We start from the raw sequence: 22,667 nt of genomic DNA on the forward strand, positions 1-22,667 counted from the left end.
ATCCGGCCCTTCGTCGTGGTGCCCGGGCTCGATGGGCGATTTCGTCACGAGGTCCCGGGTTCGCCTGCGGCGCCCCGGGACGACGGAGGTGTAGACGAGGAGCCCCGGGACGACGGAGGTGTAGAGGAGGAGCCCCGGGACGACGGAGGTGTAGAGGGGGAGCCCCGGGACGACGGAGGTGTAGAGGGGGAGCCTCGGGATGACGGAGGTGCAGACGACGCGCCGCCCGGGATGACGGAGGTGTAGCGAGCGCTCCTGGTTCGCGTCGTCCCGGGGCCGGCGGAGCCGGAACCCGGGATCTCGTGATGCGATCGCCCGTCGAACCCTGGCGCAGGAGCCGGAAGAATGAACCGGTCGGGCCCCCTTCGGCCGGCGGAGCCGGTTTCCGCACAGGCCTTCGATCCGGCCCTTCGTCGTGGTGCCCGGGCTCGATGGGCGATTTCGTCACGAAGCCCCGGGTTCGCCTGCGGCGCCCCGGGACGACGGAGGTGTAGAGGGGGAGCCCCGGGACGACGGAGGTGTAGAGGGGAAGCCCGGGACGACGGAGGTGTAGACGAGAAGCCCCGGAATGACGGAGGTGTAGACGAGAAGCCCCGGGACGACGGAGGTGTAGAGGGGGAGCCTCGGGATGACGGAGGTGCAGACGACGCGCCGCCCGGGATGACGGAGGAACAAGAAACGCGCTCCGATGGGTTCAAGTTCGGGAGGGCGGATCAGGAGGTCACCACTCGATCGAGAAACGCCGCAAGGTCCTGCTTCAGTTCCGGAATGACCGATTCGAGGCGGTGACCGGCGTCGAGCAGGCGCAGCCCGGCGCCGTGCTGTTCGGCGAAGCGGACGCTGTGCGAGAAGGGGATGATGTCGTCGTTCCAGCCGTGGACGACGTGGATGCGGTCGGTCTTCGGGGTGTAGCGCTCGCGGGTCTGCGCGCCCGGGTGACGATGCTCCAGGTACAGCGCCGGGGCCAGCACGAACAAACCCGCCACGGCCACCCGCTCGGCGGCCATCACCGAGACGAAGCCGCCCATCGACGAACCGACCAGCACCGTCGGGGCGTCGGAGGCTTCGAGCCGCGCGACCAGGCGCTCGATACGCCCGACCGGGTCGTCGTGGAAATCCCGGTCGTCGACCGCCTCGGTGGCCCAGCCGGCGGCCTCGGCGACCGGCCGCAGCGCCACGATCTTGTTGGCCTGCGGGCCGGAATCCAGGCCGTGACTGAAGATCACGCGGCCGTGCCGCGTCCTTGGTTCCGATGCACTCATGCGCGTTTCCATTGAATATGTCGTTCGCCGATCCGCTCGCCGGCGGCATCGAAGATCCGCTCGGCCATCCGCACCGAGCCGTCGAGGACCAGCGCGCTCGACGAGCGGGTGCCGTAGCGTTCGTCGACGATGAACGGCGCCGACAGCATCCGCTCCAGCGCAACGCCGACGCCGGTATCGGGCAGCTCCTCGTCGGGCGCCGCGGCGCGGTCGTCGAGCAGGCCGAGCAGCGTGGTCGTGGCCGGCTCCGGATCGGCCAGGGCCTGCTCGAGCCGCTGCACCGCCCGGATCGACTTCGGCCACGGGGTGTCCAGCGCGTGGTTGGACAAGGCGTGCAGCCCGGCCGGCACTTCGGCCGGCAGCGTGTGCGTGCCGACCTGCCAGAGCACCGCGCGATCGCCGACCAGCAGATTGAACGGGCCGTAGTCACCGCGCTGTCGATGAACCCGCTCGACGAAGTCTGCGATCGACGGCGCCTGGAGCGCCGCCACCGGCAGCGCTCCGCGCGAGCGCTCGCCGGCCGGCGCCGATGGATCGCGCACGTTGGTCAGGGCCGCGAAGCGGCCGTCGCGACGCACCGCCAGCCAGGTCCCGCCGGCCTGCTCGTCGCGGCCGGCCAGCAGGCCCTGCGGCGCCGGCCACCAGTGCAGGGCGCGGGTCGGGCGGGCGTGGAACTCGTCGCGGTTGGCCGCCAGCACCAGTGGACGCGGCGTGCCGGGCCGCCAGTCGAACGCGATCAGGCACACGGCACTTCTCCGCCCGTCCGGGGTCTGAACCAAGCCGGTATCATGATTCGAATTGTTGCACGGGAGGCTTGACGATGACGGACTCGGACCGACGCGGATCCACCAACGCCCGGCCCCAGGACTGGTTCGGCATGCTGTTGCTGGCGCTCGGCCTGGTGCTGGCCAGCCTGTTCCTGGCCGACGCGGTGCGCGACTTCTCGGTCCGCGACCGGTACGTCGAAGTCAAGGGCCTGGCCGAGCGCGAAGTGCAGGCCGATCTCGCGATCTGGCCGATCACCTACAGCCTGTCGGCCGAGACCCTCGAGGCGCTGCGAGCACGCATGGACCGCACCGACGAATCGGTCATCGCCTACCTCAAGCTCAACGGCTTCGAAGATCGCGAGATCCGTCGCACGCCGCCGCAGGTCACCGACCGCTGGCTGAACAGCTTCGACAACCAGCGCCCGGCCGATCGTTATTCGGCCCAGCGGACGCTGACGCTGCGCACGACCAAGGTCGACGCCACCCGCCAGGCCATGGACCAGGCCGCCGACCTGATCAGCCAGGGCGTGCCGCTGATGCCGAACTGGGGCAACGACGCCCAGTACCTGTTCACCGGGCTCGAGGCGATCAAGCCGGAGATGATCGCCGAGGCCACCGCCGATGCCCGGCGGGCCGCCGACCAGTTCGCCGAGGACTCCGGCAGCGACGTCGGCGCCATCCGCTCGGCCCGCCAGGGCTATTTCACGATCGACGAGCGGGACCGAACGGCGCCGGAGACCAAGCGAGTCCGCGTGGTCACGACCATCGAATACTTCCTCGACGGCTGATCGACGACCCATGGACGGCGACCCCGGACGGGCCCGATGGAGTCCACGCGATGTCCACGCACGAAGCGCAGGATGACGACATGAATCGAACCACACCAGAGACCGGCCACCGGACCCTGCGGCGATTGCTGAGCGGTGCGGCGCTGCTGCTGGCCGGGCTGGTGCTGTCGCTGAACGCGCTGCTGGCCCAGGACCCGGTCGGACGCGAGGTCGTCCAGTTGACCGTGGCCGACGCGATCGGTCCTGCAACCCGGGACTACATCGTCCGCGGCATCGAGGAGGCTGAAGACACCAACGCCGAACTGGTCGTACTGAAGCTCGATACGCCGGGCGGACTCGATGCCTCGATGCGCGACATCATTTCCAAGATCCTCAATGCCGAAGTGCCGGTGGCCACCTGGATCGCCCCGGACGGAGCGCGCGCGGCCAGCGCCGGCACCTACATCCTGCTGGCCAGCCCGGTCGCGGCCATGGCGCCGGCCACCCACCTCGGCGCGGCCACGCCGGTGCCGATCGGCGGCGCGGCGCCGACCGCGCCCGCGCCGGCCGCCGAGCCCGAAGCCGAACCGGCGACCGACGAGCCGATGAGCGAAGACACGGCCGCCTCCGGCGACGAGGCGGCCGAAGCCGAACCACCGGCTGCGCCGGCCGACGCTTCATCGAGCAAGGCCATCAATGATGCCGTGGCCTACATCCGCGGCCTGGCCGAGCGCCACGGTCGCAACGCCGACTGGGCCGAACGCGCGGTGCGCGAAGCCGTCACCCTGACCGCGCCCGAGGCGCTCGAGCAGAACGTCATCGACCTGATCGCCGAGAACATCGACGACCTTCTGGCCGCGATCGACGGCCGCGAAGTCAAACTGCATGACCGCAGCGTGACCCTGGCCACCGAGGGCCTGGCCGTGCGCGAGATCGAACCCGACTGGCGCACCAGTCTGCTGGCCATCATCACCAACCCCACCCTGGCCTACATCCTGCTGCTGGTCGGCGTCTACGGCCTGCTCCTGGAAGGCTACAACCCCGGCGCGCTGGTGCCCGGCATCATCGGCGGCATCAGTCTGCTGCTGGCGCTCTACGCATTCCAGATCCTGCCGGTCAACTACGCCGGACTGGCGCTGATGGCGCTGGGCCTGGCGCTGATCGCGGCCGAGCTGTTCGTGCCGTCGTTCGGCATCCTCGGCATCGGCGGCCTGGTCGCCGTGGTGTTCGGCTCGGTGATCCTGTTCGACGAGGACGTGCCGGGCTTTGCCGTCAACGAAGGCGTGATCGCCGGGCTCGCGGTCAGCGGCGCGGTGCTGTTCGGCATGATCGTGTGGATGATCCAGCGCGCGCTGCAGCGGCCCCGCATGGGCGGCCGCGCGTCGCTGATCGACCATACCGCCGAGGCCATCGCGGACTTCACCGACGGTCGCGGTCGCGTCCACCTTCAGGGCGAGGACTGGTTCGCCCACGCCGAGGCCGACATCCGGCGCGGCCAACGGGTGCGCATCACCGGCATCCAGGACGAAGGCTTCGTTCTCGATGTCGTACCGCTCAACGACGACGAACGCTGAATTTCCATCCATCGATCGACAGACCCCAACACGGAGGTTCCATGAACATCGACATTCTCAGTTTCGCCGGCGTGATCGGCTTCCTGCTGATCCTGCTGCTGGCCAACACGATCAAGATCCTGCGCGAGTACGAGCGCGGCGTGATCTTCACCCTGGGCCGCTTCGACAAGGTCAAGGGCCCCGGCATCATCCTGGTCATCCCGTTCATCCAGCAGATGGTCCGCGTCGACCTGCGCACCGTGGTCATGGACGTGCCGACCCAGGACGTGATTTCCTTCGACAACGTCTCGGTCAAGGTCAACGCCGTGATCTACTACCGCGTCGTCGACCCGCAGAAGGCCATCATCAACGTCGAGCGCTTCATGGACGCCACCAGCCAGCTGGCCCAGACCACGCTGCGCTCGGTGCTCGGCAAGCACGAGCTGGACGAAATGCTGGCCGAGCGCGACAAGCTCAACGAAGACATCCAGGTCATCCTCGACCGCCAGACCGACGGCTGGGGCGTGAAGGTCACCAACGTCGAGATCAAGCACATCGACCTCGACGAATCGATGATCCGCGCGATCGCCAAGCAGGCCGAGGCCGAGCGCCAGCGGCGCGCCAAGGTCATCCACGCCGAAGGCGAACAGCAGGCCGCCCAGAAGCTGGTCGAAGCGGCCGAAAAACTGGCCGAAAGCCCGAACGCCATCCAGCTTCGTTACCTGCAGACGCTGGGCGACATCGCCGGCGAGAAGAACTCGACCATCGTGTTCCCCGTGCCGATCGATACGCTCAAGAGCCTGATCGGGAAGTAGGGGTTTCGAGAGGACTCCCGAGCGCTCGACAGCCTGGGCCGGCCGGCGCGGCCGGCCCGATGTCGATTGCCTGTTGGAGGACGCTTGCGGGCGAAGGTTTTTCCTGGCGTGCGGCCGGCTTCTACTTCAACGTCAAAAGCGTTTCGCCGCTCGCTTCGCGAGCTGATGCGACCTACTTTTGTGGCGACAAAAGTAGGCAAAAGCGCTGCGCGAACATCGCCGCCCGGCCTGCGGCCGGGTTCCCTCCGGTGCTCCCGGCTGGCGGGGTCCGTCGAACTCGCTCCGGTCGCTCCGCTCCCTACGCTCAGACATTGCGACGGCCCTTTGTCCGCCACCCGGTCCGCGCCTCCGGCGGCGCTGACGGCGGAGGAAGTCAAAGGCCAACCCGCGCCGAGCAGACCAGTTCGTTTCAACCTGTCTCCGAGAACAGCTCGAGATTCTCGCTTTCGATCGAGACCGCGACCTTTGCCAGCCTCAGGATTGAACTCAGGGCGATACACGTCAGGAAGGCAATGGTTTCAAGCCCCCCTCAAGGGCGCCGAGAAGCGCAGGGGCGAGTGGGAGAAGGGCCGCTGCATGTCTGAGCGTAGAGAGCGCAAGCGAACGAAGCGAGTTCAGCGGACCCCACTCGCACCGAGCATCGCAGGGAACCCGAGCGCAGCTCGGGCGCCATTGCCGGGAAAAGCGTTTTTGCCTACTTTTGTCGCAACAAAAGTAGGTCGCATCAGCTCGCGAAGCGAGCGGCGAAACGCCTTTGACGTTACAAAACCAAGCGAAAACCCCCGGGTACGCTCCGCTTACCCGGGCTACAAAGTCAACGGAAAAACCCGGGCCGCGGCACCCCGCGACCCGGCATCTACGGAATCAATCGAGCAGGAAGGTCTCGAGGAACAAGACCACCGCCTCGGAATAGAGATCGCGGTTCTCCTTGCGCCGATACCCGTGCCCCTCGTTCAGGGCATTCATGTACCAGACCGGGCTGCCCTGCTCGCGCAGCGCCGCGACGATCTGTTCGGCTTCGGTCACCGGCACGCGCGGGTCGTTCTCGCCCTGGATGACGAACATCGGCACGTCGATCTTCTCGACGTTGTTCAGCGGGCTGATGGCCTGCAGGTGGGCGCGCATTTCCGGGTCGCGCTCGTCGCCGTACTCCACGCGACGCAGGTCGCGGCGGTAGTCCTGGGTGTTCTCCAGGAAGGTCACGAAGTTGGAGATGCCGACGATGTCGACGGCGGCCTCGAGGCGGTCGCTGTAGTGCACCGACGAGGCCAGCACCATGTAGCCGCCGTAGCTGCCGCCGTAGACGGCGACGCGGTCTTCGTCGAGGTCGGGCTGCTCGGCGATCCAGTCGAGCAGCGCGCCGATGTCGCGCACCGAGTCCTCGCGCTTGAAGCCGTTGTCGAGCTGCAGGTAGGTCTTGCCGTAGCCCGACGAACCTCGGACGTTGGGCACGACGACGGCCGCGCCGACGCGGTCGATCCACAGCTGGTAGGTGGCGCTGAAGGTCGGGCGGGCCTGGCCTTCGGGGCCGCCGTGGATCGAGACCACGACCGGGTGCGGACCCTCGCTGTTCGGGCGGTAGACGAAGGCCGGGATCATCCGCGGCTTTCCGTCGACCTCGTCGAAGGTCGGGTACTCGATCAGTTCCGGCATCACGAAGCCTTCCGGGTCGAGGCCGCCGACTTCGCTGGCGGTCCAGCGCGTGCGCTCGCCCGTGGCCCAGTCGAACACGTGCACGTCGCTGGGCGAGCGGGCGTTGTTGACCACCATCGCGATCTTCGAATCGTCGGGGCTGAAACTGGCGCCGCCGACCACGCCGTCGGGCACGGTCTCGATGCGCGCGTACTCGTTCGTTGCCGGGTCGAAGCGGTAGACGCGGCTGTAGCCGCCCTCGTTGGTGATGAACACGCCGGCATCGCGGGCGTGGTTCAGCGCCAGGCCGCCGACCGACCACGGGATGTCGCCGGTCAGGATCGTCACCTCGCCGCGGTCCAGGTCCATGCGGGCGAGTTCGGCGAACTCGCTACCGGCGTCGGTGGCGAAGAACACCGATTCACCGTCGGCCGAGAAGCCGGACGGCAGGTTGCGCGACACCGTCTCGCCGCCGCCGGCGATGCGCTCGACGTCGCCGTTTTCGAGATCCAGCACGTGGATGCGCGAATCGTTGGCGCTGATGTACTGGACGATCAGGAGCTTCGAATTGTCCGGCGCGAAGTCGACCGGGCCCCACCAGCTGCCGTCGGGCGATTCCAGGATCATCTCCGGCTCGCCAGCCGATTCCTCATCGGCTGCGAAGTCGAACAGCCAGACATCGTTGGACCGGCCGTTGCGGCGGGTGGACTGGAAGGCCAGATACCGGCCGTCGTCGGACCACTGCAGGCCGCCGTTGCGCGACTCGCCGTCGCTGATCATCCGGTGTTCGCCGGTGGCCGGATCCAGCAGGAAGATCTGGGCGAATTCGCTGCCGCCCTCGTCCATCGTGAACGCGATCTCGGCATGGCCCGGCCGGCGGGCGACCTGGCCGACCGGCTCGTCGAACCAGGTCAGCTGGCGACGCATGCCCAGCGGCTCGTCGACCCGGTGCAGCTGGCTGACCTCGCCGAAGCGAGTCTCGATGTAGATGGCCTCGCCGTCGGGCGTCCAGCCGGCCATGCTGGCCGAGCGGATGTTCTGGTAGCGGTTCAGCGCCTCGCCGATCCCGGCCGGAATCTCGGGCACGTCCTCGAGAATCACGTTGCCGGAATTGGCGGTGCGGCGGTCGACCTCGGCCACGACGGCCGACGACAGCGCGATCAGGCCGGCCGCGGCCAGCGCGAAGGGGCGGTAGGTGGTCATGAAACATCCTCGTGGAAAACAGATCAACCGCCGAGGATACGCAGACTCCGTCAAGCGCGGGGGTCGACGACCCGGGCGCCGGTGGACACTCGCTCGAACAGCGCGGCGAAGGCTGCACCGGCCTCGGCCAGCGGATAGACCTTCTCCGGTGCCGGGTCGATCCGTCCCTCGGCCGCCCACTGGACCAGCGTGGCCAGCACCGGCGGCACCACCGACGGGTCGGCCATGACGCTGCCGCCCCAGTTCACGCCGTGGATGCTGCAGCGCTTCAGCAACGGAAGATTGAGCGGGATCTTCGCGATGCCGGTGACGAAACCGACCACGAGGTAACGCCCGCCCGGTGTCAGCAGACGAAGCGCCGGCTCGGCGGCGTCCCCGCCGACCGGATCGTAGACCAGGTCCACGCCCTTGCCGCCGGTCGCGGCCTTGACCTGCTCGCGCCAGTCGTCTGCGGTGTAGTCGACGACCGCATCGGCGCCGTGGGCCCGGCAGTGCGCCCGCTTGGCCTCGGTCGACGCCGCGGCGATCACCCGCGCACCCATCGCCTTGGCGCACTCGATCGCCGTGGTGCCGGTACTGCCGGCCGCGCCGAGCACCAGCACGACCTCGTCGGGCTGCAGACCGCCGATCTCGCGCAGGCCGTAGAGCGACGTCGCCCAGGACACGAAGAAATTGGCCGCCGCGTGCGGATCGACCGACGAAGGAAGCGGCACGCAGGACGCCGCCGGCAGCACCACGCGCTCGGCCAACGCGCCGTGCAGTGCGAAGGCCGCGACCGGCTGGCCCGGCGAGAGGTTGGAAACGCCTTCGCCCACCGACTCGACGATGCCGGCCATCGAACTGCCCGGCACGAACGGCAGCTCGGGCCGGATCTGGTAGTCGCCGCGCACCAGCAGCCCGTCGAAGTAGCCGATGCCGACGCCGGCGACGGTCAAGCGGACCTGGCCCGGACCGGGTGCGGGCGCCTCGTCGATTTCGTGGACGGCGACCTTCGACGGGTCGGCGAATTCGGTGACCAGGATGGCGCGCATGGCAGGGCCTCGGTGTGTGGGTGAGTACGGGAATCGATGGTTCGATCGGAACGACGTCGACATCGGACGCCGTCGCTCCGCTCATTATGCCGAACCGGGCTCACTGCCCGTGGGGTAGCCTGCGGTCATGTCTCGCGCCCGCTCCTCTCGTCGACCGCGCCGCTCGCGCCGTGTCCGCATCGCCTATCGCTGGCTGGCCCTGAGCCTGGCGGGCCTGGGTTCGCTGGGCCTGGTGCTGCCGCTGGTGCCGACCACGCCGTTCCTGCTTGCCGCACTCTGGGCCGCGCACCGGTCTTCGCCGACGCTGGCGATGACGATCCGCCGCCACCGCCACTTCGGCCCGGTCATCGAGGCCTGGGAGAAGCACCGCGCCGTGCCGGTGCACGTCAAGGTCATCGGCATCGGGCTGATGTCGCTGAGCTGGTTCAAGCTCTGGTGGTTCGACGCGCCGACCCCGCTGCTGATCGGGCTCGGCGCCGGGTTCGTGCTGCTGGCCACCCTGCTGCTCAGCCGGCCGTCGCCACCGAAGCACGCCGCGGCCTCCCCCGCGGACCCGGACCCACCTTCCTGAACCCCCGCATTCGATCCCGCGCTCGGCAACCGTCAACGCCGCCCGCTTAACTGGTATCCTATTTGCATCTTTTGTGGATGACGGCTCGATATCGATGCCTTCCGCCCCCGGTTCCCGCTCCATCGGCCTGCGCAGCACCGTTTATCGATTGCTGGCGCTGGTCTGCCTGTCGGCCGGCACCCTCGGCCTGCTGCTTCCCCTGCTGCCGACCACCCCGTTCGTACTGCTTGCGCTCTGGGCCGCATCGCGGGGCGCCCCGGAACTGGCCGAGACCCTGCGCGACCATCCGCGTCACGGACCGCTGTTGCGCGGCTGGGAGCAGCACCGCGCGATCCCGCGCCGGGCCCGGATCCTGGCCGTGGCCATGCTGGCCTTCAGTGCGCTCACCCTGTGGATCGGCGGCATCCGCGGCGAGGTGCTGATCGCGCTGCTCGTCCTGTTCGCCGGGATCGGCACCTGGGTCTGGACCCGTCCCGACCCGAGTGAGCGCGCATGACGCTGCTAGTGGACCATGCGACAGATCAGGTAACGCTCAGAGCCACTGTGCCGGCGCGAATCAAGGCGCGGTTTGCAGGGAATGGCCGCTGCCTTGCCAGGAAACGCAACGCCGAGTCGTGCCGGCCGAGTGACTCCCGAAGGGCCGTCGCACCCGCACCGTATGCTGCGTTCCGCTCGCTCGACGGCCCGGCAAGGACGCCTGCACTCACGCGTCTTGCATACGACGCGGGTGCGACGGCTGGGTGTCACCTGATTTGCCGCACGGCCCACTAGTGACCGGCTTTCGCCCATTCTTCCTGCTGGCCCTGGCCCACGCGCTCATCGCCATCGGTCTGTGGGCTGCGATGCTCGGCGGCGTGCTGCCGACCGGGCTGAATCGTTCCGTGCTCTGGCATGCACACGAAATGCTGTACGGCTTCGCCCCGGCGGTGGTGGCCGGCTTCCTGCTCACCGCCGTGCCGCACTGGACCGGAACTCGCTCGCTCGGGGGATGGCCGCTGGCCGGCCTGGCCGTGCTCTGGCTGCTCGGTCGCATCGGCGCCTGGAACGGCGCGACCCCGCCCTCCCCGTTCGGGCCGGCCGAACTCCTCGCGCTGGCGTTCCTGCCGGTCCTGGCCGCGACCGTTGCCGTGCCGATCCTGCGGACCCGCAACCGAAGGAACTACGGCATCCCGGCCCTGGTGCTCGCCCTGTTCGCCGGCCAGCTGCTGTTCCTTGTCGGACACCGGCCCGCACAGGCCGGCACGCTGACCCTGGATGCCTACCTCGTGTTGATGCTGGTCATCGGCGGGCGGATCACGCCGCTGTTCACCCGCAATGCGCTGCAGCGCGCGGGCCGGCGCAGCGACGACATCGGCGCGCCGGCCGGTCTAGACCGTATTGCCCTGGCCGCGGTGCTGGCCACGCTGGCCCTGGCCCATCTCGACGCGCCGCTGCGCTGGGTCGCGATCGCCGCGCTGGCCGCCGGCGCGCTGCAGCTGGTCCGCCTGCCGTTCTGGCAGGGCCACCGCGCACTGGCCGATCCGCTGGTCGCCGTGCTTCACCTGGGCCACGCTTGGATCGCCGCCACCTTCCTGCTGCGGGGCTACGCGCTGCTCGACCCCGGCATTCCGAACCGGGCCTGGATCCATGCCGCCGGCATCGGCGCCATGGGCACGCTGATTCTCGGCGTGATGACCCGGGTCACGCTCGGCCACACCGGACGGCCGCTGGTCGTTCCCCGAACCGCATGGCTTGCACTGGCCGCGATCACCGCTGCCGCACTCGCCCGGGTCGGGGTCGCCGTCACATTGCTGCCGCGCTCGCCCTGGCTCGAGCTCTCGGCCGCGGCCTGGGTCCTGGCCTTCGCGCTGTTCGGGCTATTCTGCACCGGTAAACTGCTGACCGAACGGGTCGACGGCCGACCCGGCTGATCGGAGACCGCCTTGCGCCTCACCCAGTACACCGATTTCTCGCTCCGCGTACTCCTCTATCTCGCCCTTCACCCCGGCGAACGTTGCCGCATCCGCGACATCGCCGAGGCCTACGGAATCTCCAGAAACCACCTGATGAAGGTCGTCCAGCAGCTTGCCTCCCTGGGCTTCATCCGCTCCGTTCGCGGCGCTGGCGGCGGGCTGGTGCTGGAGCGCGACCCGGCCTCGATCCGGATCGGCGATGTGGTCGCGCAGATGGAACCGGACTTCGGCATGGTCGAATGCATGCGACCCGGCAACGACTGCGTGATTACCCCGTCCTGCGGTCTCCCGCCGATCCTGGCTCGTGCCACGCGCGCCTACCTCGACGTCCTCAGGGGCTACACCCTGGCCGACCTGCTGCGCGAACCGGAGCGCGACGGCATGAAGCGTTTGTTGACGGTCGGACCGGCAGCATGACGAGTGCGGATGCCGCCGCCCGCATCAGCCCGCGAAACGCAGCACCGCCAGCAGGCTGACGACCGACGTCGCCAGCCACAGCACCAGCCCCTGCGCGAACGGCCGCCAGCCGACACGAGACAGCAGTTCGCGCGAAAGCCCCGCCCCGATCAGGAACAACACCAGCACCAGGCCTTGGCGGGCAAGCAGGTTCAGCAGGTCGAACAGCCCCTCGAGCGAGGGCAACAGGGAGCGCGCGGCCGCAGCGAGCACGAACAGCCCGATGAACAGCGGCGGCCTGAAGCCGGCCAGCCGCGACTGCCCGTCATCGCGCGCAACGAGCAGGGCGAAGACCAGCACCACCGGCAGGATCCACAGCGCCCGGGCCAGCTTCAGCACCGTGGCTTCGGCCAGCGCTTGCGGCCCGTAGGCCGAGGCCGCACCGACCACCGAGCTGGTGTCGTGAATGGCAATCGCCGCCCACACCGCGAACTGGTGCTCGGTCAGGTCCAGCAGGCGTCCGGTGACCGGAAACACGTACAGCGCAACGGCATTGAGCACGAACACGCAGGCCATCGCGGTCGAGATCGCCTCCGGCTTCGCCCGCAGCACCGGCGCCACGGCCGCGATCGCGCTGCCGCCGCAGATCGCCGTGCCCGACGCGACCAGCCGGCCGGCGTCGTCCTCGACCCGAAAGGCCCGCGCCAGCGCAAGCCCGGCGCCCAGGATCAGCACCACGCCGATGCCGGTCAGCCAGAGCCCGGTCGCACCGGTCGCCAGCACCTCGGAGATCGACAGGCCGAAACCGAGACCGACCACGCAGGCCTTCAGCAGCTGGCCCGAGATCGTGCCGGTCTGTTTCGCGAACGGATTGCCGAGCAGTAGCCCGAACACCGCGCCCAGCGCCAGGCCGACCGGGGCCGTCAGCCACGGCAGCAGCGTGGCCGCGGCGGCGAGTACGAACAGGGCACGGAGGACGGTAGGCGACATTCGGATCGAGGTCCGGGGGACGAGCGTAGATTGTATCCGGGCCGCCGGTGCCCATCCCACGGTCCCGGCGCGACTTGATGACGGTTTGTTAGGGTGGAAAGTGAACTCGCATCAAGGAACCGTCCATGAAACGTTCTGCATCCGCACAATGGAAAGGTAATCTCGAAGACGGTCAGGGCACGCTGACCACCGACAGCGGCGTGCTGACCTCCATGCCCTATTCGTTCGGCACCCGCTTCAAGGACGAGAAGGGCACCAACCCCGAGGAGCTGATCGGTGCGGCCCACGCGGGCTGCTTCTCCATGGCGCTGTCGATGATCCTCGGGGAGGAGGATTTCACCGCCGAGCGCATCGACACGAAGGCCGCGGTGCAGCTCGACGAGGTCGACGGCGGCTTCGCCATCACCAAAGTGCACCTGCACTGCCGCGCCGCTGTCCCCGGCGCAAGCGCGGAGCAGTTCGAGGAAGCCGCGGAGGCCGCCAAGGCCAACTGCCCGGTCTCGAAGCTGCTGACCGCCGAGATCTCGATGGACGCCGCGCTGGAAGGCTGATTCTGCCGACCTGCTCACTTTCCGGCCCCGGCGGCCGTTGCGCCGCCGGGATTCGGCCGGCATGATGGCCGGAAACCGCACCGGCCGAACCGTTCGATGAATCCACTGCGAACGACCGCCTTCCTCGCTACGGCCGACGCCGAGCGCGCCAGAGCGTTCTACGTCGATCGACTCCACGCCGAACTCGTCGAAGACACGCCGTTCTCGCTGGTGATGCGGATCGGCGGCACGCTGCTGCGGATCCAGAAGGTCGAGCAGGTGTTGGCCCCACCCTACACGTCGCTGGGCTGGCAGGTCGACGACCTGGCGGCCGAAGTCCGGGCGCTTCGCGAACGAGGCGTGGACTTCGAACGGTTCGAAGGCATGGGACAGGACGATGCCGGCATCTGGATCGCGCCCGACGGCGCGAAGATCGCATGGTTCCGTGACCCCGATGGGCAGCTCCTGTCGCTTGACCAGCAACCCTGATTCAAGCCCTCAGATCGTCCGCGTCATGAACACACTGTCGTCGTGCGGGGGCAGGTCGGCGAAGGCCTCGCAGACTTCGAACCCGTTGCGCGCGTAGAACCCGCGGGCGGCGTCGAAGTAGTCCGAAGCACCGGTTTCCAGGCTCAGGCGCGTCATGCCATTTGCCCTTGCGATTCCGACCAGGCGGTCGAGCAGCGCGCATCCGATGCCCTGTCCGCGCGCGTCGTCGGCAACGAACATCGATTTCAGTTCGCCGTGGGTGGCGTCGATCGTCCGTAGCGCACCGACCGCGACCGGCCGGCCGTTCTGCCAGATCGCGCGGACATCGATGTCCGAGTCCCGCAATGCGTCGAGGTCCAGCGCATGGCCCTGACGGCATCGGGCGTTGGAGAGTGCTCGCTCGGTGTGGGAGGCGAGGAGGTGCTGGATGCGGGGATCGGTGAGGTCGGCTTCGAAGAACTTCAGTTCGGGCTGACTCATTGATTCGCTCCGCGCCAGGTGAGAGACGATTCTTGCACAGGGGCGACTAGGGCGATTGAATTGAGGTTCATCGTCTGCGTTGCTCGACCTGGGTTGGTCTAGGACAAGCTCAAGCCGCATCGCGCGCTCTGGCTCCGTTCGGCGCCCCCGGAAGGATGGCTGAAGCTGCGCTTCAGCGAGCTCGCGCCTTCGGCGCTCGGTTCGAACCTCCGACCGCCTGGTTCGTAGCCCATCATTCAATGGTGCAAATTCAAAGAGATAGGCCCGGGTTTTTTTCCTAGCCCCATCACACAACCCCTTGAAATTCAAAGGGCCTCAGCGCGATTTTCCCAACGTCAATACAGAACACAGCCCCTTCCTATTTCGCCCCATCAGCACACGATGGGCCGGTAGTCTAGAAGTTTGAGGGTGGCACCAATACGCCGATCTGCATCTTTCAAGTCTGGATAGTGGCGACCAGATCACGACGAGTTTTCTCGATCGACTCCAACAGTCCAAGAACTGTAAATAACTTCAGATTGACCACGCTTATTCGCTAGTGCTAGCTTTCAAAGACAGGCTTGGCAAGCCTGAGTGTGGGCGGGTTTGCGGCGGCCTGCATTTGCAGGTGCATCCAGTAGAACTACCTGTGGAGTCCTGCCCTTCTGGGGGTTTCTGACCGATGGAGGTAGGGGAATGCGTCGTGCTATTTCGATTGCTTTCGTAATATTTGGACTTCTAGCAACAGCTCATCTCTCTGCGGATGAGCAATGCCCTAAGACTTGGGAAAGTTGGTGTTGGCAGAGTTGCCCCACTGAAGGAACTCATAAACCCATAACTGCGCATGGTTGGCCCCCGCTCACTTGCTTTCGCTGTACGCCAAGGTGCCAGAACTTCTTTCTCGCAAGTGACCCGGCTGACGATCCAGAAGCTTTCTGGATCGAATTGGACCTGGAACGATCAGCGGACCAACTAGACGCTCTTACCGAACTCGGCCCGGCACATCTTCTACTCACGCTCACAAGAATGGCTTTTGTTTGTGAAGAGGGAGAGCTTTGTACGGCGAAGGGAAAAACTTTCGCCAAGCTCGATCGATCCTTGGGGCGCGGGCTTGTCCAACGTGTGCGCCTGGAAGATCAGCCTGAGTTGACCCGAAGGGGCTTAGTGACCGAGTTCTTGGGCTCATCTGTCCCCGCTGAACAGTTTGATCCCGAGTTAAAGAACTACTTTGAGACTCGCGCCGAAGTGCTTTCGATGAACAACAAGAGCGCTACTATCCTGCTTTCCACAGTTGAAAAGAACGTGTCTGGTGCCGAGTGGTATGCACCTGCCGCGTCAGATGTGGTCATGGAGTTGGAGATCCTATCGGCTGATGAATCTCGGCCAGAAGCAGAGTATGTTGCTGAGATCAAGCGGATTTATCCTCGAGAGTGAACTCGTCGCACGCGTTCATAGAAGCCCGCCAGGCGGCGGGCTTCTATGTTCCTATCGTTTTCCCATTCGAGCGGCCCATGACGGCTCCAGCTTCACCCACTTGGCCAGCAGGTAGATGCCGGTCCTGTTCGAACTGGGCGTGAGGCCGGCCAGCGGAATCCAGAGCTGGTCGCCGCCATCCTTCACCAGCACCGCCTTTTCGGTAGTCCGCACGACCTCAAGCTGCGCACAGTGCTCGTCCCACTGACACAGCTTCGGATAGGCCACCCGGCTGATCCTAACGACCTCGCCGGGGCTGAACTGGCTCGGATGGGCGTGCATGCCTACGGTAGCTCCAGGACGACGATCTCGTCGGCGTCGAACACCTGCCCGGCGTGGTGTCCGATTTCGGGCTGATTGGTGATCAGTCCGAACACCGCCGACTCGACGTCGACCCACTCGCCGGTGTCGCGCGGGATGATCATGACCGGCCGGCTGATGCCGGCGCGCTTCAGAAAGCGAGGCCAGGTGAGTGCGGTGGTCGAGGACGGGGTGATCAGGTCGGCTTCCTGCCGCTTGCGAAGGCTGACGCGCAGCTCGACGAGGCGATCGCGCAGCGCCGCGAAGGGCACCTGGGCGTCCGACCGCTCGACAAGGCTGGGATCGACATAGCGCGTGCGCCAGTCGGTGTCGCGATGACTTCCCCGGCTCCGTCTGGCGCGCCCGGAAGGATGGCGGCTGCGCAGCGAGCTCGGCCCGGAGGGCCTCGGTTCGAACCGACTTGTGATGGTCGGAGGTTCGATCCCTTCCGGGCGCTTCAACGAAAACGCCCCGCGCGAGGCGGGGTGTTCCGACTCGATGCGCGAGGGGTCGTCTCACTGCTCAGGCGCGGGGATTTGCGATCGATCGACCCACAGGCGTGGCTGCACCACGTCGAGGACACGAGAGCGAGCAAAGCGCAGCGGATGGGCGGTGAGACGGCGCCGCAGCCGGGCCCGGAAGGATGGCTGTCGCTGCGCTTCAGCGAGCTCGGCTTCGCCTCGGTTCGAACCGATTGTTGATTTGTCGGAGGTTCGAACCCTTCCGGGTGCTTCAACGAAAACGCCCCGCACTTGTCGGGATAGGGATTGGTCGGGGCTTCTCGCGTGGGGAGTAAACGACCGCTCGCTCGGCTCCGATCGGCGCGCCCGGAAGGATGGCTCGCGCGTTGCGCTCGCGAGCTCGGCACGGAGGGCCTCGGTTCGAAGCAACTTGTGATTGTCGGAGGTTCGAACCCTTCCGGGCGCACAAGAGAAAACGTCCCGCGCTTGGCGGAATTTGCCAGCTGAGAAATCGGTATCAATGCGCGAGGGGTCGTCTCACTGTCCAGCCGGTGCGATTTGCGATCGATCGACCCGGAGGCGTGACTGCGCCACGTCGAGGACGCGAGAGCGAGCAAAGCGCCGCGGATGGGCGGTGAGACGGCGCCGCAGCAAGCGCCCGGAAGGATGGCTGTCGCTGCGCGACAGCGAGCTCGCGCCGGAGGCGCTCGGTTCGAACCGATTGTTGATTTGTCGGAGGTTCGTAGCCAAAGCTTCAACTCAGGATATTCAGACTCTTAGGGCCGTCAATTTTCCCTTCGATTGACACTAAACGCTTGATTCTAAACATCCCAAAAACATATTTTCTCTCGCCGTTAGCAGACAACGGAAACAATCGCTTTAACCAAGCGACCCGCATTACGATCTTTTTGCGAATGTTCCGCCACGCAGACCCTCCTTCTGCCCTGCGGGCAATCTCAACGCGATTCATCTGCGAGATGTGGCGACCACGCCTACTGCGAAAATTCCGAACACTAGTGCCAATAGATACACTGGAGACATCGCTGGGATTCCCTCAGCAGAACCAAACTCGACAGTGAAGTTGTCTATGGCGTTCTCCCAAACGGCCTGGATCCCACCGATTCCGATATCGAATGGTGCAAAGACCACTCCGACCTGGTCCACGTCAGAGATCACGGAGGTCCAAGTTGATGGTTCGTCAGGATATGCTCGCCACCCTTCTGGAAGCGTTGGTGATTGAGAGGGGATTTCAAATTCGAATTGAGTCCAACCTCCGCCGAGGGTCATCTCGTTCTCTGAGACTTTCCAGACCAGAGGAAAAATCATGTTAGACGGATCTGCTGGATCGGGAACCATCTCCTCACTAGAGAGCACGAAACTCGTCGGGACGGCTTGAATTTGGATAGTGGACATGACTTCGTCATGCCTCGCCAAATAAGAAACTTTCGATACTCCTAAAGCCGAATAGTCTTTATCTCCGACGTAGTCATTGGAAAACCACGTAGTCGGATCGTTGCCTACCGGCACAGTTAACGCATTCGGCAAAATGAAGATTCTTTGCGCCCTGGCGAAGCTCCCGGTTCCAAGGCCTGATTCTAGTTCAGCTGGGCCCTCCACGCTCCCCCACCCTCTTACTTCATCTGGAACTGCTGGCGTCGTGTCCCAGTCTTCGAGAACTGCGTTTTGAGCATAAACGGCTTGGCCTAAATGAGCGCTTAACAGAGCAAATGCTATCTTCCTCATGCAGGGGGCTTTAAACACGCAAGCATATTTCACATCAATCTCCAGTAGGGTGCCAACATGAAGATGATACCGAAGTGTTCCGCATTATTCTTAACGCTGTTTACTCTGCTTTTTGTGACTGATACGTTGCAAGCTGAAGGTGAATGGCAGGACAAAGTACATGGCGATGTTATTGCAGCATATGACTCTGAGACGCACGTTCGTATCCTAGTTTGGGCTGCGCCGCAGGTTACCGCTTCCCAATTTGCGTCGCTTGCGTCTTCGATTTCGCCTCAATCCGAGACCACGCCACGGTCGTTTGCTGACGACAAGATGTTTGCCGTCGAACATGGATGAGACTGAAATGACTGCACTTGCGGCCAATAAGCACGTGCTGTTTATTGAGCCAGACTACCAGGGCGAGATTGTGATGGCGGACGCGGGAAGTTTCGCTAACTTTGACGTGCTTCAAATCCCGCCGTATTCGCTTGACGGCTCAGGCGTGACCTTGGCAGTAATTGACACAGGTCTTGACGTCTCGCATCCTGATATTTCTGGAAGCGTTAGCACAACACGCCGCTGTTTTTGCTCGCCGTTAGGATGTTGCAGCAGCCCTGCTGATGTAGTAGATGCAGTTGGGCACGGCACGCAAGTTGCTGGAACAATCGTCGCGAACAATGGAGCTGCGCAAGGCGCAACGATTCTGCCAATCAAAATTACTACTTCGACTGGAATCGCGTTCATCTCCGACTTTCTCACTGCGCTGGATGCCATTGACGCTTTCCCGGGTTGGGGTGTTGATGTTGTCAATGCAAGCGTTGCTTGGAGAGAAGGTGGTCTTACGGGCGAGTACTTCTTAGGAGAATGCTCGAATGAAAAGGCTTGGAGTGCGGTAGCGTCCCGCGTAGCGTCACTGCAATCAAAAGGAATAGCAGTGGTTGCGGGAGCTGGAAATGACTGCACTTATGATCGCGAAGGAGCGCCCGCCTGTTTGGCCAACGTACTCTCAGCAACTGCGCATCTCGACGTTGCCGGATCGGCAAACTCGTCGTGCAGCTCTTCGCAGACTACGGATGAGATTGTGGAGTACGCTTCGCACAACGCAAACACGGATATTGTTGCTGCCGGTTCCTTTATAACCACAAGTACTGCGGGCGGAGGTTATGGGACGTTTGAGGGAACGTCTTTCGCCTCTCCCATCACAGCTGCATGCGTAAGCGTCCTTCGTGAAGACAAACCAGCTGCTACGGTCAACGAGATTTTTGACGCAATCCGCGGTGGAACGTTCTCTCGAATTCCAAGCCATACACCCGCGCAGAACTCACAGCTGTATCCGCAGCTTGATTGTCTTGCTGCACTTGAGTGGCTCCGAAACGATCGAGCGGATGTCGAAGCAATTGTGGATCATGTTGTTGTTGACGACGAGGTGATTTTGAGCATTCGCGTCAACGGAGAACGGAGTAGCACCGACCTCCACGTCAATTGGGGCGCAGGATCTATCTCTGCATATAGTGAGGGTGGAATGATTGGATCTCTGAACTCCGATTGCTCTATCGATCCATACACTCTCGGCGCCTGGACAAGCGGCTCTTGCGTGTTTGATGAAGTGTTGCTCGGGCAGGAAATTGAGATCGCAAGGTTCGATGTAAGCAGTTTGGTGCCTGATCCTTATAACGATGTCTCTTACACGGTTGATGTCGTTTCCTCAACTCGCAACGACCACGTCTCGTCGAACAATTCTGACTCAGTATCGTTTGCTGGGGGTCAAACCTCTTGAGCTTGCATTGGCCATAAATCGAGCTGCAAATCGCTGGCCCCGCTCGCGGGGCCAGTTTTTTTCTGCTAACGCAACAGATTCTGACCAATGTCGTCAGGCGCCATGATTTTGACTGGCATTGCAGTTTGCGGAACCGAGTCTGGCACGCCACTGCGGGGGCGACTGCACCCATTTTGCTAGCGCAAAGAAGCCGCTTCGATTGCTGCTCGGCGTCAGGGCGGACAGCGGGATCCAGAGCTCGTCGTCGCCCTCCTTCACCAAGACGGCCTTCTCGGTCGTCCTGACGACCTCCAGGGGCGCAGAGTTCTCGGCCCACTGAGAGTGCTTCGCGAAGGCCACCCGGCTGATCCTGACGACCACGCCGGGGCTGAACTGGCTTGGGTGGGCCTGCATGGTTAGGGCAGCTCCAGGACGACGATCTCGTCGGCGTCGAAGACCTTCCCGCCATGATCCCCAATCTCCGGCTGATTAGTGATCAGGCCGAACACCGCGGCTTCGACGTCGACCCACTCGCCGGTATCGCGGGCATGATCATCACCGGCCGGCTGTTTTCGGCGCGCTGCAGGAACCGGGGCCAGGTCAGGGCCGTGTTGGATGCTGGGGTGAACAGGTCGGCTTCCTGATGCTTTCGGATGCTGACGCGTAACTCAACCAGACGGTCGTGCAGCACCGCGAATTGCACCTGGGCGTCTGATCACTCGACGAGGCTGCGATCAACGTAGCGGGTACGCCAGGCGGTGTCGCGATGACTTCCCCGGCTCCGTCTGGCGCGCCCGGAAGGATGGCTGTTGCGCCAACGAGCTTGCGCCGGAGGCGCTCGGTTCGAACCAAATTGTTTGATTTTTGGAGGTTCGCTGGGTGGTCCGGCGCGTTTTCGAGGACCGGGGCGCAGCTATGGCGCGGCTTCGTTCTGGGCCCGGAAGGATGGCTGAAGCTGCGCTTCAGCGAGCTCGCCGCTTCGCGGCTCGGTTCGAACCATCTTGTTTATTTTTCGGAGGTTCGCATCCTTCCGGGCGCACAAAAGAAAACACCCCGCGCTTGGCGGGGTCGGATGAAAACGCAAGAATTGTGGCCGGAAGGATGGCTGGCGCGCTGCGCCAGCGAGCTCGCGCCTTCGGCGCTCGGTTCGAACCGTTCGTTGATTGGTCGGAGGTTCGAACCCTTCCGGGCGCACAAAAGAAAACACCCCGCGCGAGGCGGGGTGTTTTCTTTTGTATGGCGCGCCCGGAAGGATTCGAACCTCCGACCGCCTGGTTCGTAGCCAGGTACTCTATCCAGCTGAGCTACGGGCGCGTTGCAAGCCGTGCATTATCTCAATTTTTGCTTTCTTGTCAACCGGACGAAGCCCGATTCCGGGCGTCCAGACGGGGGTGGATCAGTCGGCGGTACACCGGGGGAAGCAGCGCGATCGGCAGCATGGCGGCGTAGCCCAGCGGGAGCTGGGGCGCATCGGACCAGCTGCGGAGCTGGGTGTAGGGCCGGCTCGGATTGGCGTGGTGGTCGGAGTGGCGCTGGAGCTGCAGCAGCAGGCCGTTGCTGAGCCAGAAATCCGAGTTCCAGGAGTGCTGCGGGGTCGGGCGTTCGTAGCGGCCGTTGCCCAGGGGCTGGCGTTCCAGGCCGTAGTGCTCGACGAAGTTGATGACTTCCAGCGTCGCAGCGGCGACCAGGCCCTGGAGGAAGAAGCCGGCGACGCCGGCCGCGCCGGCGATCAGGCCCGCGAGCACTGCGAAGGCGATGACGACGGCGGTCCAACCGAGCATCTCGTGCGTCCACCACGGCAGGCCCAGTTTCTTCAGACGGGCCGTTTCCAGGCGCCAGCCGTTGATCGTGTTCCTGAACAGCGCCCGCGGCACGAAGGTGTACGGCGTCTGGCCGCGCTTCGCCGACGACGGGTCGTGCTCGGTCGCGACCCAGACGTGGTGGCCGCGGATGTGCTCGATCTTGAAGCTCGCGTAGTTGACGCTGGCCAGCAGCAGGCCGCCGACCGTGCGGTCGATCTTCGATTTCCGGTGGATCAGTTCGTGGCCGACATTGATGGCCATCACCCCGCCGACGTAACCCAGCGACACCAGCCACATCAGCCCGGCCCACCACGGCATCTGGGGCAGCACCCAGAGCGCGCCGAAGATCGTCGCCAGGTGCACCGGCAGGCACAGCCAGGGAATGAAGCGACGGTTCAACCAGGTGTCCTGGGCCGCCACCGGCGGCTCGCGGTCGCGGCCGATCAGCCAGTCGGCCAGCGGCAGCACGCCGTACAGCCAGACCAGCGGCAGTCCGGTCCACAGCCAGCTGCCGGTGGTCTGCGCCAGCCACCAGGCCAGCGGCATCAGCGCCGGCACGGTGAAGATCAGCCAGTAGCTCAGCGGTCGAAGTCGGGATTTGCGCCCGGAGACTTCAGGGGACAGCGTCGCTTCCATATCGCAGACCTCACCAGCATCGATTCCGGGGGCAGTATAGCCATGAACTGGCCGGCCGGTCAATTAAGCGGCCGAGGGCGTCACGTGCTCAGGAGTCCGG

General features: G+C 65.0%; 24 protein-coding genes and 1 tRNA gene. 13 read left to right on the forward strand and 12 right to left on the reverse strand.

Annotation, left to right across the window (positions count from 1 at the left end):
- Positions 1-713: 713 nt before the first annotated feature.
- Together HFP89_RS09190 and HFP89_RS09195 are read right to left on the reverse strand one after the other, a co-directional pair.
- Positions 714-1,262, reverse strand: coding sequence for a YqiA/YcfP family alpha/beta fold hydrolase (locus HFP89_RS09190; protein ID WP_168717367.1), 549 nt, complete (start codon positions 1,260-1,262; stop codon positions 714-716).
- Entirely contained in the window at positions 1,259-2,008 is a 750-nt protein-coding gene (locus tag HFP89_RS09195) for an NRDE family protein (RefSeq protein WP_168717368.1), read from the reverse strand. The genes HFP89_RS09190 and HFP89_RS09195 overlap by 4 nt, the downstream gene beginning before the upstream one ends.
- 74 nt (positions 2,009-2,082) lie before the next feature.
- Here HFP89_RS09195 and HFP89_RS09200 point away from each other — a divergent pair, with 74 nt between their 5' ends.
- The 3 genes from HFP89_RS09200 (at position 2,083) to HFP89_RS09210 (ending at position 5,164) form a co-directional block, all read left to right on the forward strand.
- A complete protein-coding gene (locus HFP89_RS09200) occupies positions 2,083-2,817 on the forward strand; it encodes an SIMPL domain-containing protein (RefSeq protein ID WP_168717369.1) in 735 nt (244 codons plus the stop codon).
- An 80-nt stretch (positions 2,818-2,897) separates the two neighbouring features.
- Entirely contained in the window at positions 2,898-4,370 is a 1,473-nt protein-coding gene (locus HFP89_RS09205) for a nodulation protein NfeD (protein ID WP_168717370.1), read from the forward strand.
- A 41-nt stretch (positions 4,371-4,411) separates the two neighbouring features.
- The gene (locus HFP89_RS09210) at positions 4,412-5,164 is read left to right on the forward strand and encodes a slipin family protein (protein WP_168717371.1); all 753 of its coding nucleotides are present in this window, start codon (positions 4,412-4,414) and stop codon (positions 5,162-5,164) included.
- 864 nt (positions 5,165-6,028) lie between these two features.
- Here HFP89_RS09210 and HFP89_RS09215 read toward each other — a convergent pair.
- Both HFP89_RS09215 and HFP89_RS09220 read right to left on the reverse strand, forming a co-directional pair.
- A complete protein-coding gene (locus HFP89_RS09215; RefSeq protein ID WP_168717372.1) occupies positions 6,029-7,999 on the reverse strand; it encodes a S9 family peptidase in 1,971 nt (656 codons plus the stop codon).
- Positions 8,000-8,049: 50 nt separating this feature from the next.
- On the reverse strand, positions 8,050-9,030 hold the full coding sequence (locus HFP89_RS09220; RefSeq protein ID WP_168717373.1) for an NADPH:quinone oxidoreductase family protein: 981 nt from the start codon (positions 9,028-9,030) through the stop codon (positions 8,050-8,052).
- A 127-nt stretch (positions 9,031-9,157) separates the two neighbouring features.
- Here HFP89_RS09220 and HFP89_RS09225 point away from each other — a divergent pair, with 127 nt between their 5' ends.
- From HFP89_RS09225 to HFP89_RS09240, 4 genes are all read left to right on the forward strand, one after another.
- Entirely contained in the window at positions 9,158-9,601 is a 444-nt protein-coding gene (locus HFP89_RS09225) for a YbaN family protein (protein WP_168717374.1), read from the forward strand.
- 94 nt (positions 9,602-9,695) lie between these two features.
- Positions 9,696-10,097 carry a YbaN family protein gene (locus HFP89_RS09230; protein WP_168717375.1) on the forward strand — a complete coding sequence of 134 codons (402 nt, stop codon included), beginning with the start codon at positions 9,696-9,698 and terminating at the stop codon, positions 10,095-10,097.
- A 274-nt stretch (positions 10,098-10,371) separates the two neighbouring features.
- Complete coding sequence (locus tag HFP89_RS09235) at positions 10,372-11,511, forward strand: NnrS family protein (RefSeq protein ID WP_168717376.1); 1,140 nt, start codon at positions 10,372-10,374, stop codon at positions 11,509-11,511.
- Positions 11,512-11,523: 12 nt separating this feature from the next.
- A complete protein-coding gene (locus HFP89_RS09240; protein WP_168717377.1) occupies positions 11,524-11,970 on the forward strand; it encodes an Rrf2 family transcriptional regulator in 447 nt (148 codons plus the stop codon).
- Between the two features lie 24 nt (positions 11,971-11,994).
- On the opposite strand, the gene HFP89_RS09245 is transcribed toward HFP89_RS09240, so the two are convergent.
- Positions 11,995-12,939: a putative sulfate exporter family transporter gene (locus tag HFP89_RS09245; RefSeq protein ID WP_168717378.1), complete on the reverse strand. Its 945-nt coding sequence runs from the start codon at positions 12,937-12,939 to the stop codon at positions 11,995-11,997.
- Positions 12,940-13,064: 125 nt separating this feature from the next.
- Here HFP89_RS09245 and HFP89_RS09250 point away from each other — a divergent pair, with 125 nt between their 5' ends.
- Together HFP89_RS09250 and HFP89_RS09255 are read left to right on the forward strand one after the other, a co-directional pair.
- Complete coding sequence (locus tag HFP89_RS09250; protein ID WP_168717379.1) at positions 13,065-13,490, forward strand: OsmC family protein; 426 nt, start codon at positions 13,065-13,067, stop codon at positions 13,488-13,490.
- Positions 13,491-13,586: 96 nt separating this feature from the next.
- Positions 13,587-13,958, forward strand: coding sequence for a VOC family protein (locus tag HFP89_RS09255; protein WP_168717380.1), 372 nt, complete (start codon positions 13,587-13,589; stop codon positions 13,956-13,958).
- A gap of 9 nt (positions 13,959-13,967) precedes the next feature.
- On the opposite strand, the gene HFP89_RS09260 is transcribed toward HFP89_RS09255, so the two are convergent.
- Positions 13,968-14,438 carry a GNAT family N-acetyltransferase gene (locus tag HFP89_RS09260; RefSeq protein ID WP_168717381.1) on the reverse strand — a complete coding sequence of 157 codons (471 nt, stop codon included), beginning with the start codon at positions 14,436-14,438 and terminating at the stop codon, positions 13,968-13,970.
- Between the two features lie 924 nt (positions 14,439-15,362).
- Between HFP89_RS09260 and HFP89_RS09265 the strand changes: the two genes are divergently transcribed.
- Positions 15,363-15,851, forward strand: coding sequence for a hypothetical protein (locus tag HFP89_RS09265; RefSeq protein WP_168717382.1), 489 nt, complete (start codon positions 15,363-15,365; stop codon positions 15,849-15,851).
- 51 nt (positions 15,852-15,902) lie between these two features.
- Here HFP89_RS09265 and HFP89_RS09270 read toward each other — a convergent pair whose 3' ends face one another.
- From HFP89_RS09270 to HFP89_RS09280, 3 genes are all read right to left on the reverse strand, one after another.
- Complete coding sequence (locus HFP89_RS09270; RefSeq protein ID WP_168717383.1) at positions 15,903-16,172, reverse strand: hypothetical protein; 270 nt, start codon at positions 16,170-16,172, stop codon at positions 15,903-15,905.
- Positions 16,173-16,174: 2 nt separating this feature from the next.
- Positions 16,175-16,462: a hypothetical protein gene (locus HFP89_RS09275; protein WP_168717384.1), complete on the reverse strand. Its 288-nt coding sequence runs from the start codon at positions 16,460-16,462 to the stop codon at positions 16,175-16,177.
- Between the two features lie 1,155 nt (positions 16,463-17,617).
- Entirely contained in the window at positions 17,618-18,427 is an 810-nt protein-coding gene (locus HFP89_RS09280; RefSeq protein WP_168717385.1) for a hypothetical protein, read from the reverse strand.
- A 24-nt stretch (positions 18,428-18,451) separates the two neighbouring features.
- Between HFP89_RS09280 and HFP89_RS09285 the strand changes: the two genes are divergently transcribed.
- Positions 18,452-18,730 carry a hypothetical protein gene (locus HFP89_RS09285; RefSeq protein ID WP_168717386.1) on the forward strand — a complete coding sequence of 93 codons (279 nt, stop codon included), beginning with the start codon at positions 18,452-18,454 and terminating at the stop codon, positions 18,728-18,730.
- Between the two features lie 7 nt (positions 18,731-18,737).
- A complete protein-coding gene (locus HFP89_RS09290; protein WP_168717387.1) occupies positions 18,738-20,150 on the forward strand; it encodes a S8/S53 family peptidase in 1,413 nt (470 codons plus the stop codon).
- A 93-nt stretch (positions 20,151-20,243) separates the two neighbouring features.
- Here HFP89_RS09290 and HFP89_RS09295 read toward each other — a convergent pair whose 3' ends face one another.
- The gene (locus tag HFP89_RS09295; protein WP_168717388.1) at positions 20,244-20,543 is read right to left on the reverse strand and encodes a hypothetical protein; all 300 of its coding nucleotides are present in this window, start codon (positions 20,541-20,543) and stop codon (positions 20,244-20,246) included.
- 53 nt (positions 20,544-20,596) lie between these two features.
- Between HFP89_RS09295 and HFP89_RS09300 the strand changes: the two genes are divergently transcribed.
- A complete protein-coding gene (locus HFP89_RS09300; RefSeq protein ID WP_168717389.1) occupies positions 20,597-20,773 on the forward strand; it encodes a hypothetical protein in 177 nt (58 codons plus the stop codon).
- Positions 20,774-21,366: 593 nt separating this feature from the next.
- On the opposite strand, the gene HFP89_RS09305 is transcribed toward HFP89_RS09300, so the two are convergent.
- Positions 21,367-21,443 (reverse strand) — tRNA-Arg (locus HFP89_RS09305).
- Between the two features lie 38 nt (positions 21,444-21,481).
- Complete coding sequence (locus HFP89_RS09310) at positions 21,482-22,567, reverse strand: alkane 1-monooxygenase (RefSeq protein WP_168717390.1); 1,086 nt, start codon at positions 22,565-22,567, stop codon at positions 21,482-21,484.
- Positions 22,568-22,667: the final 100 nt, after the last annotated feature.

Origin of the sequence: Wenzhouxiangella sp. XN79A, assembly GCF_012272825.1 — a bacterium.
GTDB lineage: Bacteria > Pseudomonadota > Gammaproteobacteria > Xanthomonadales > Wenzhouxiangellaceae.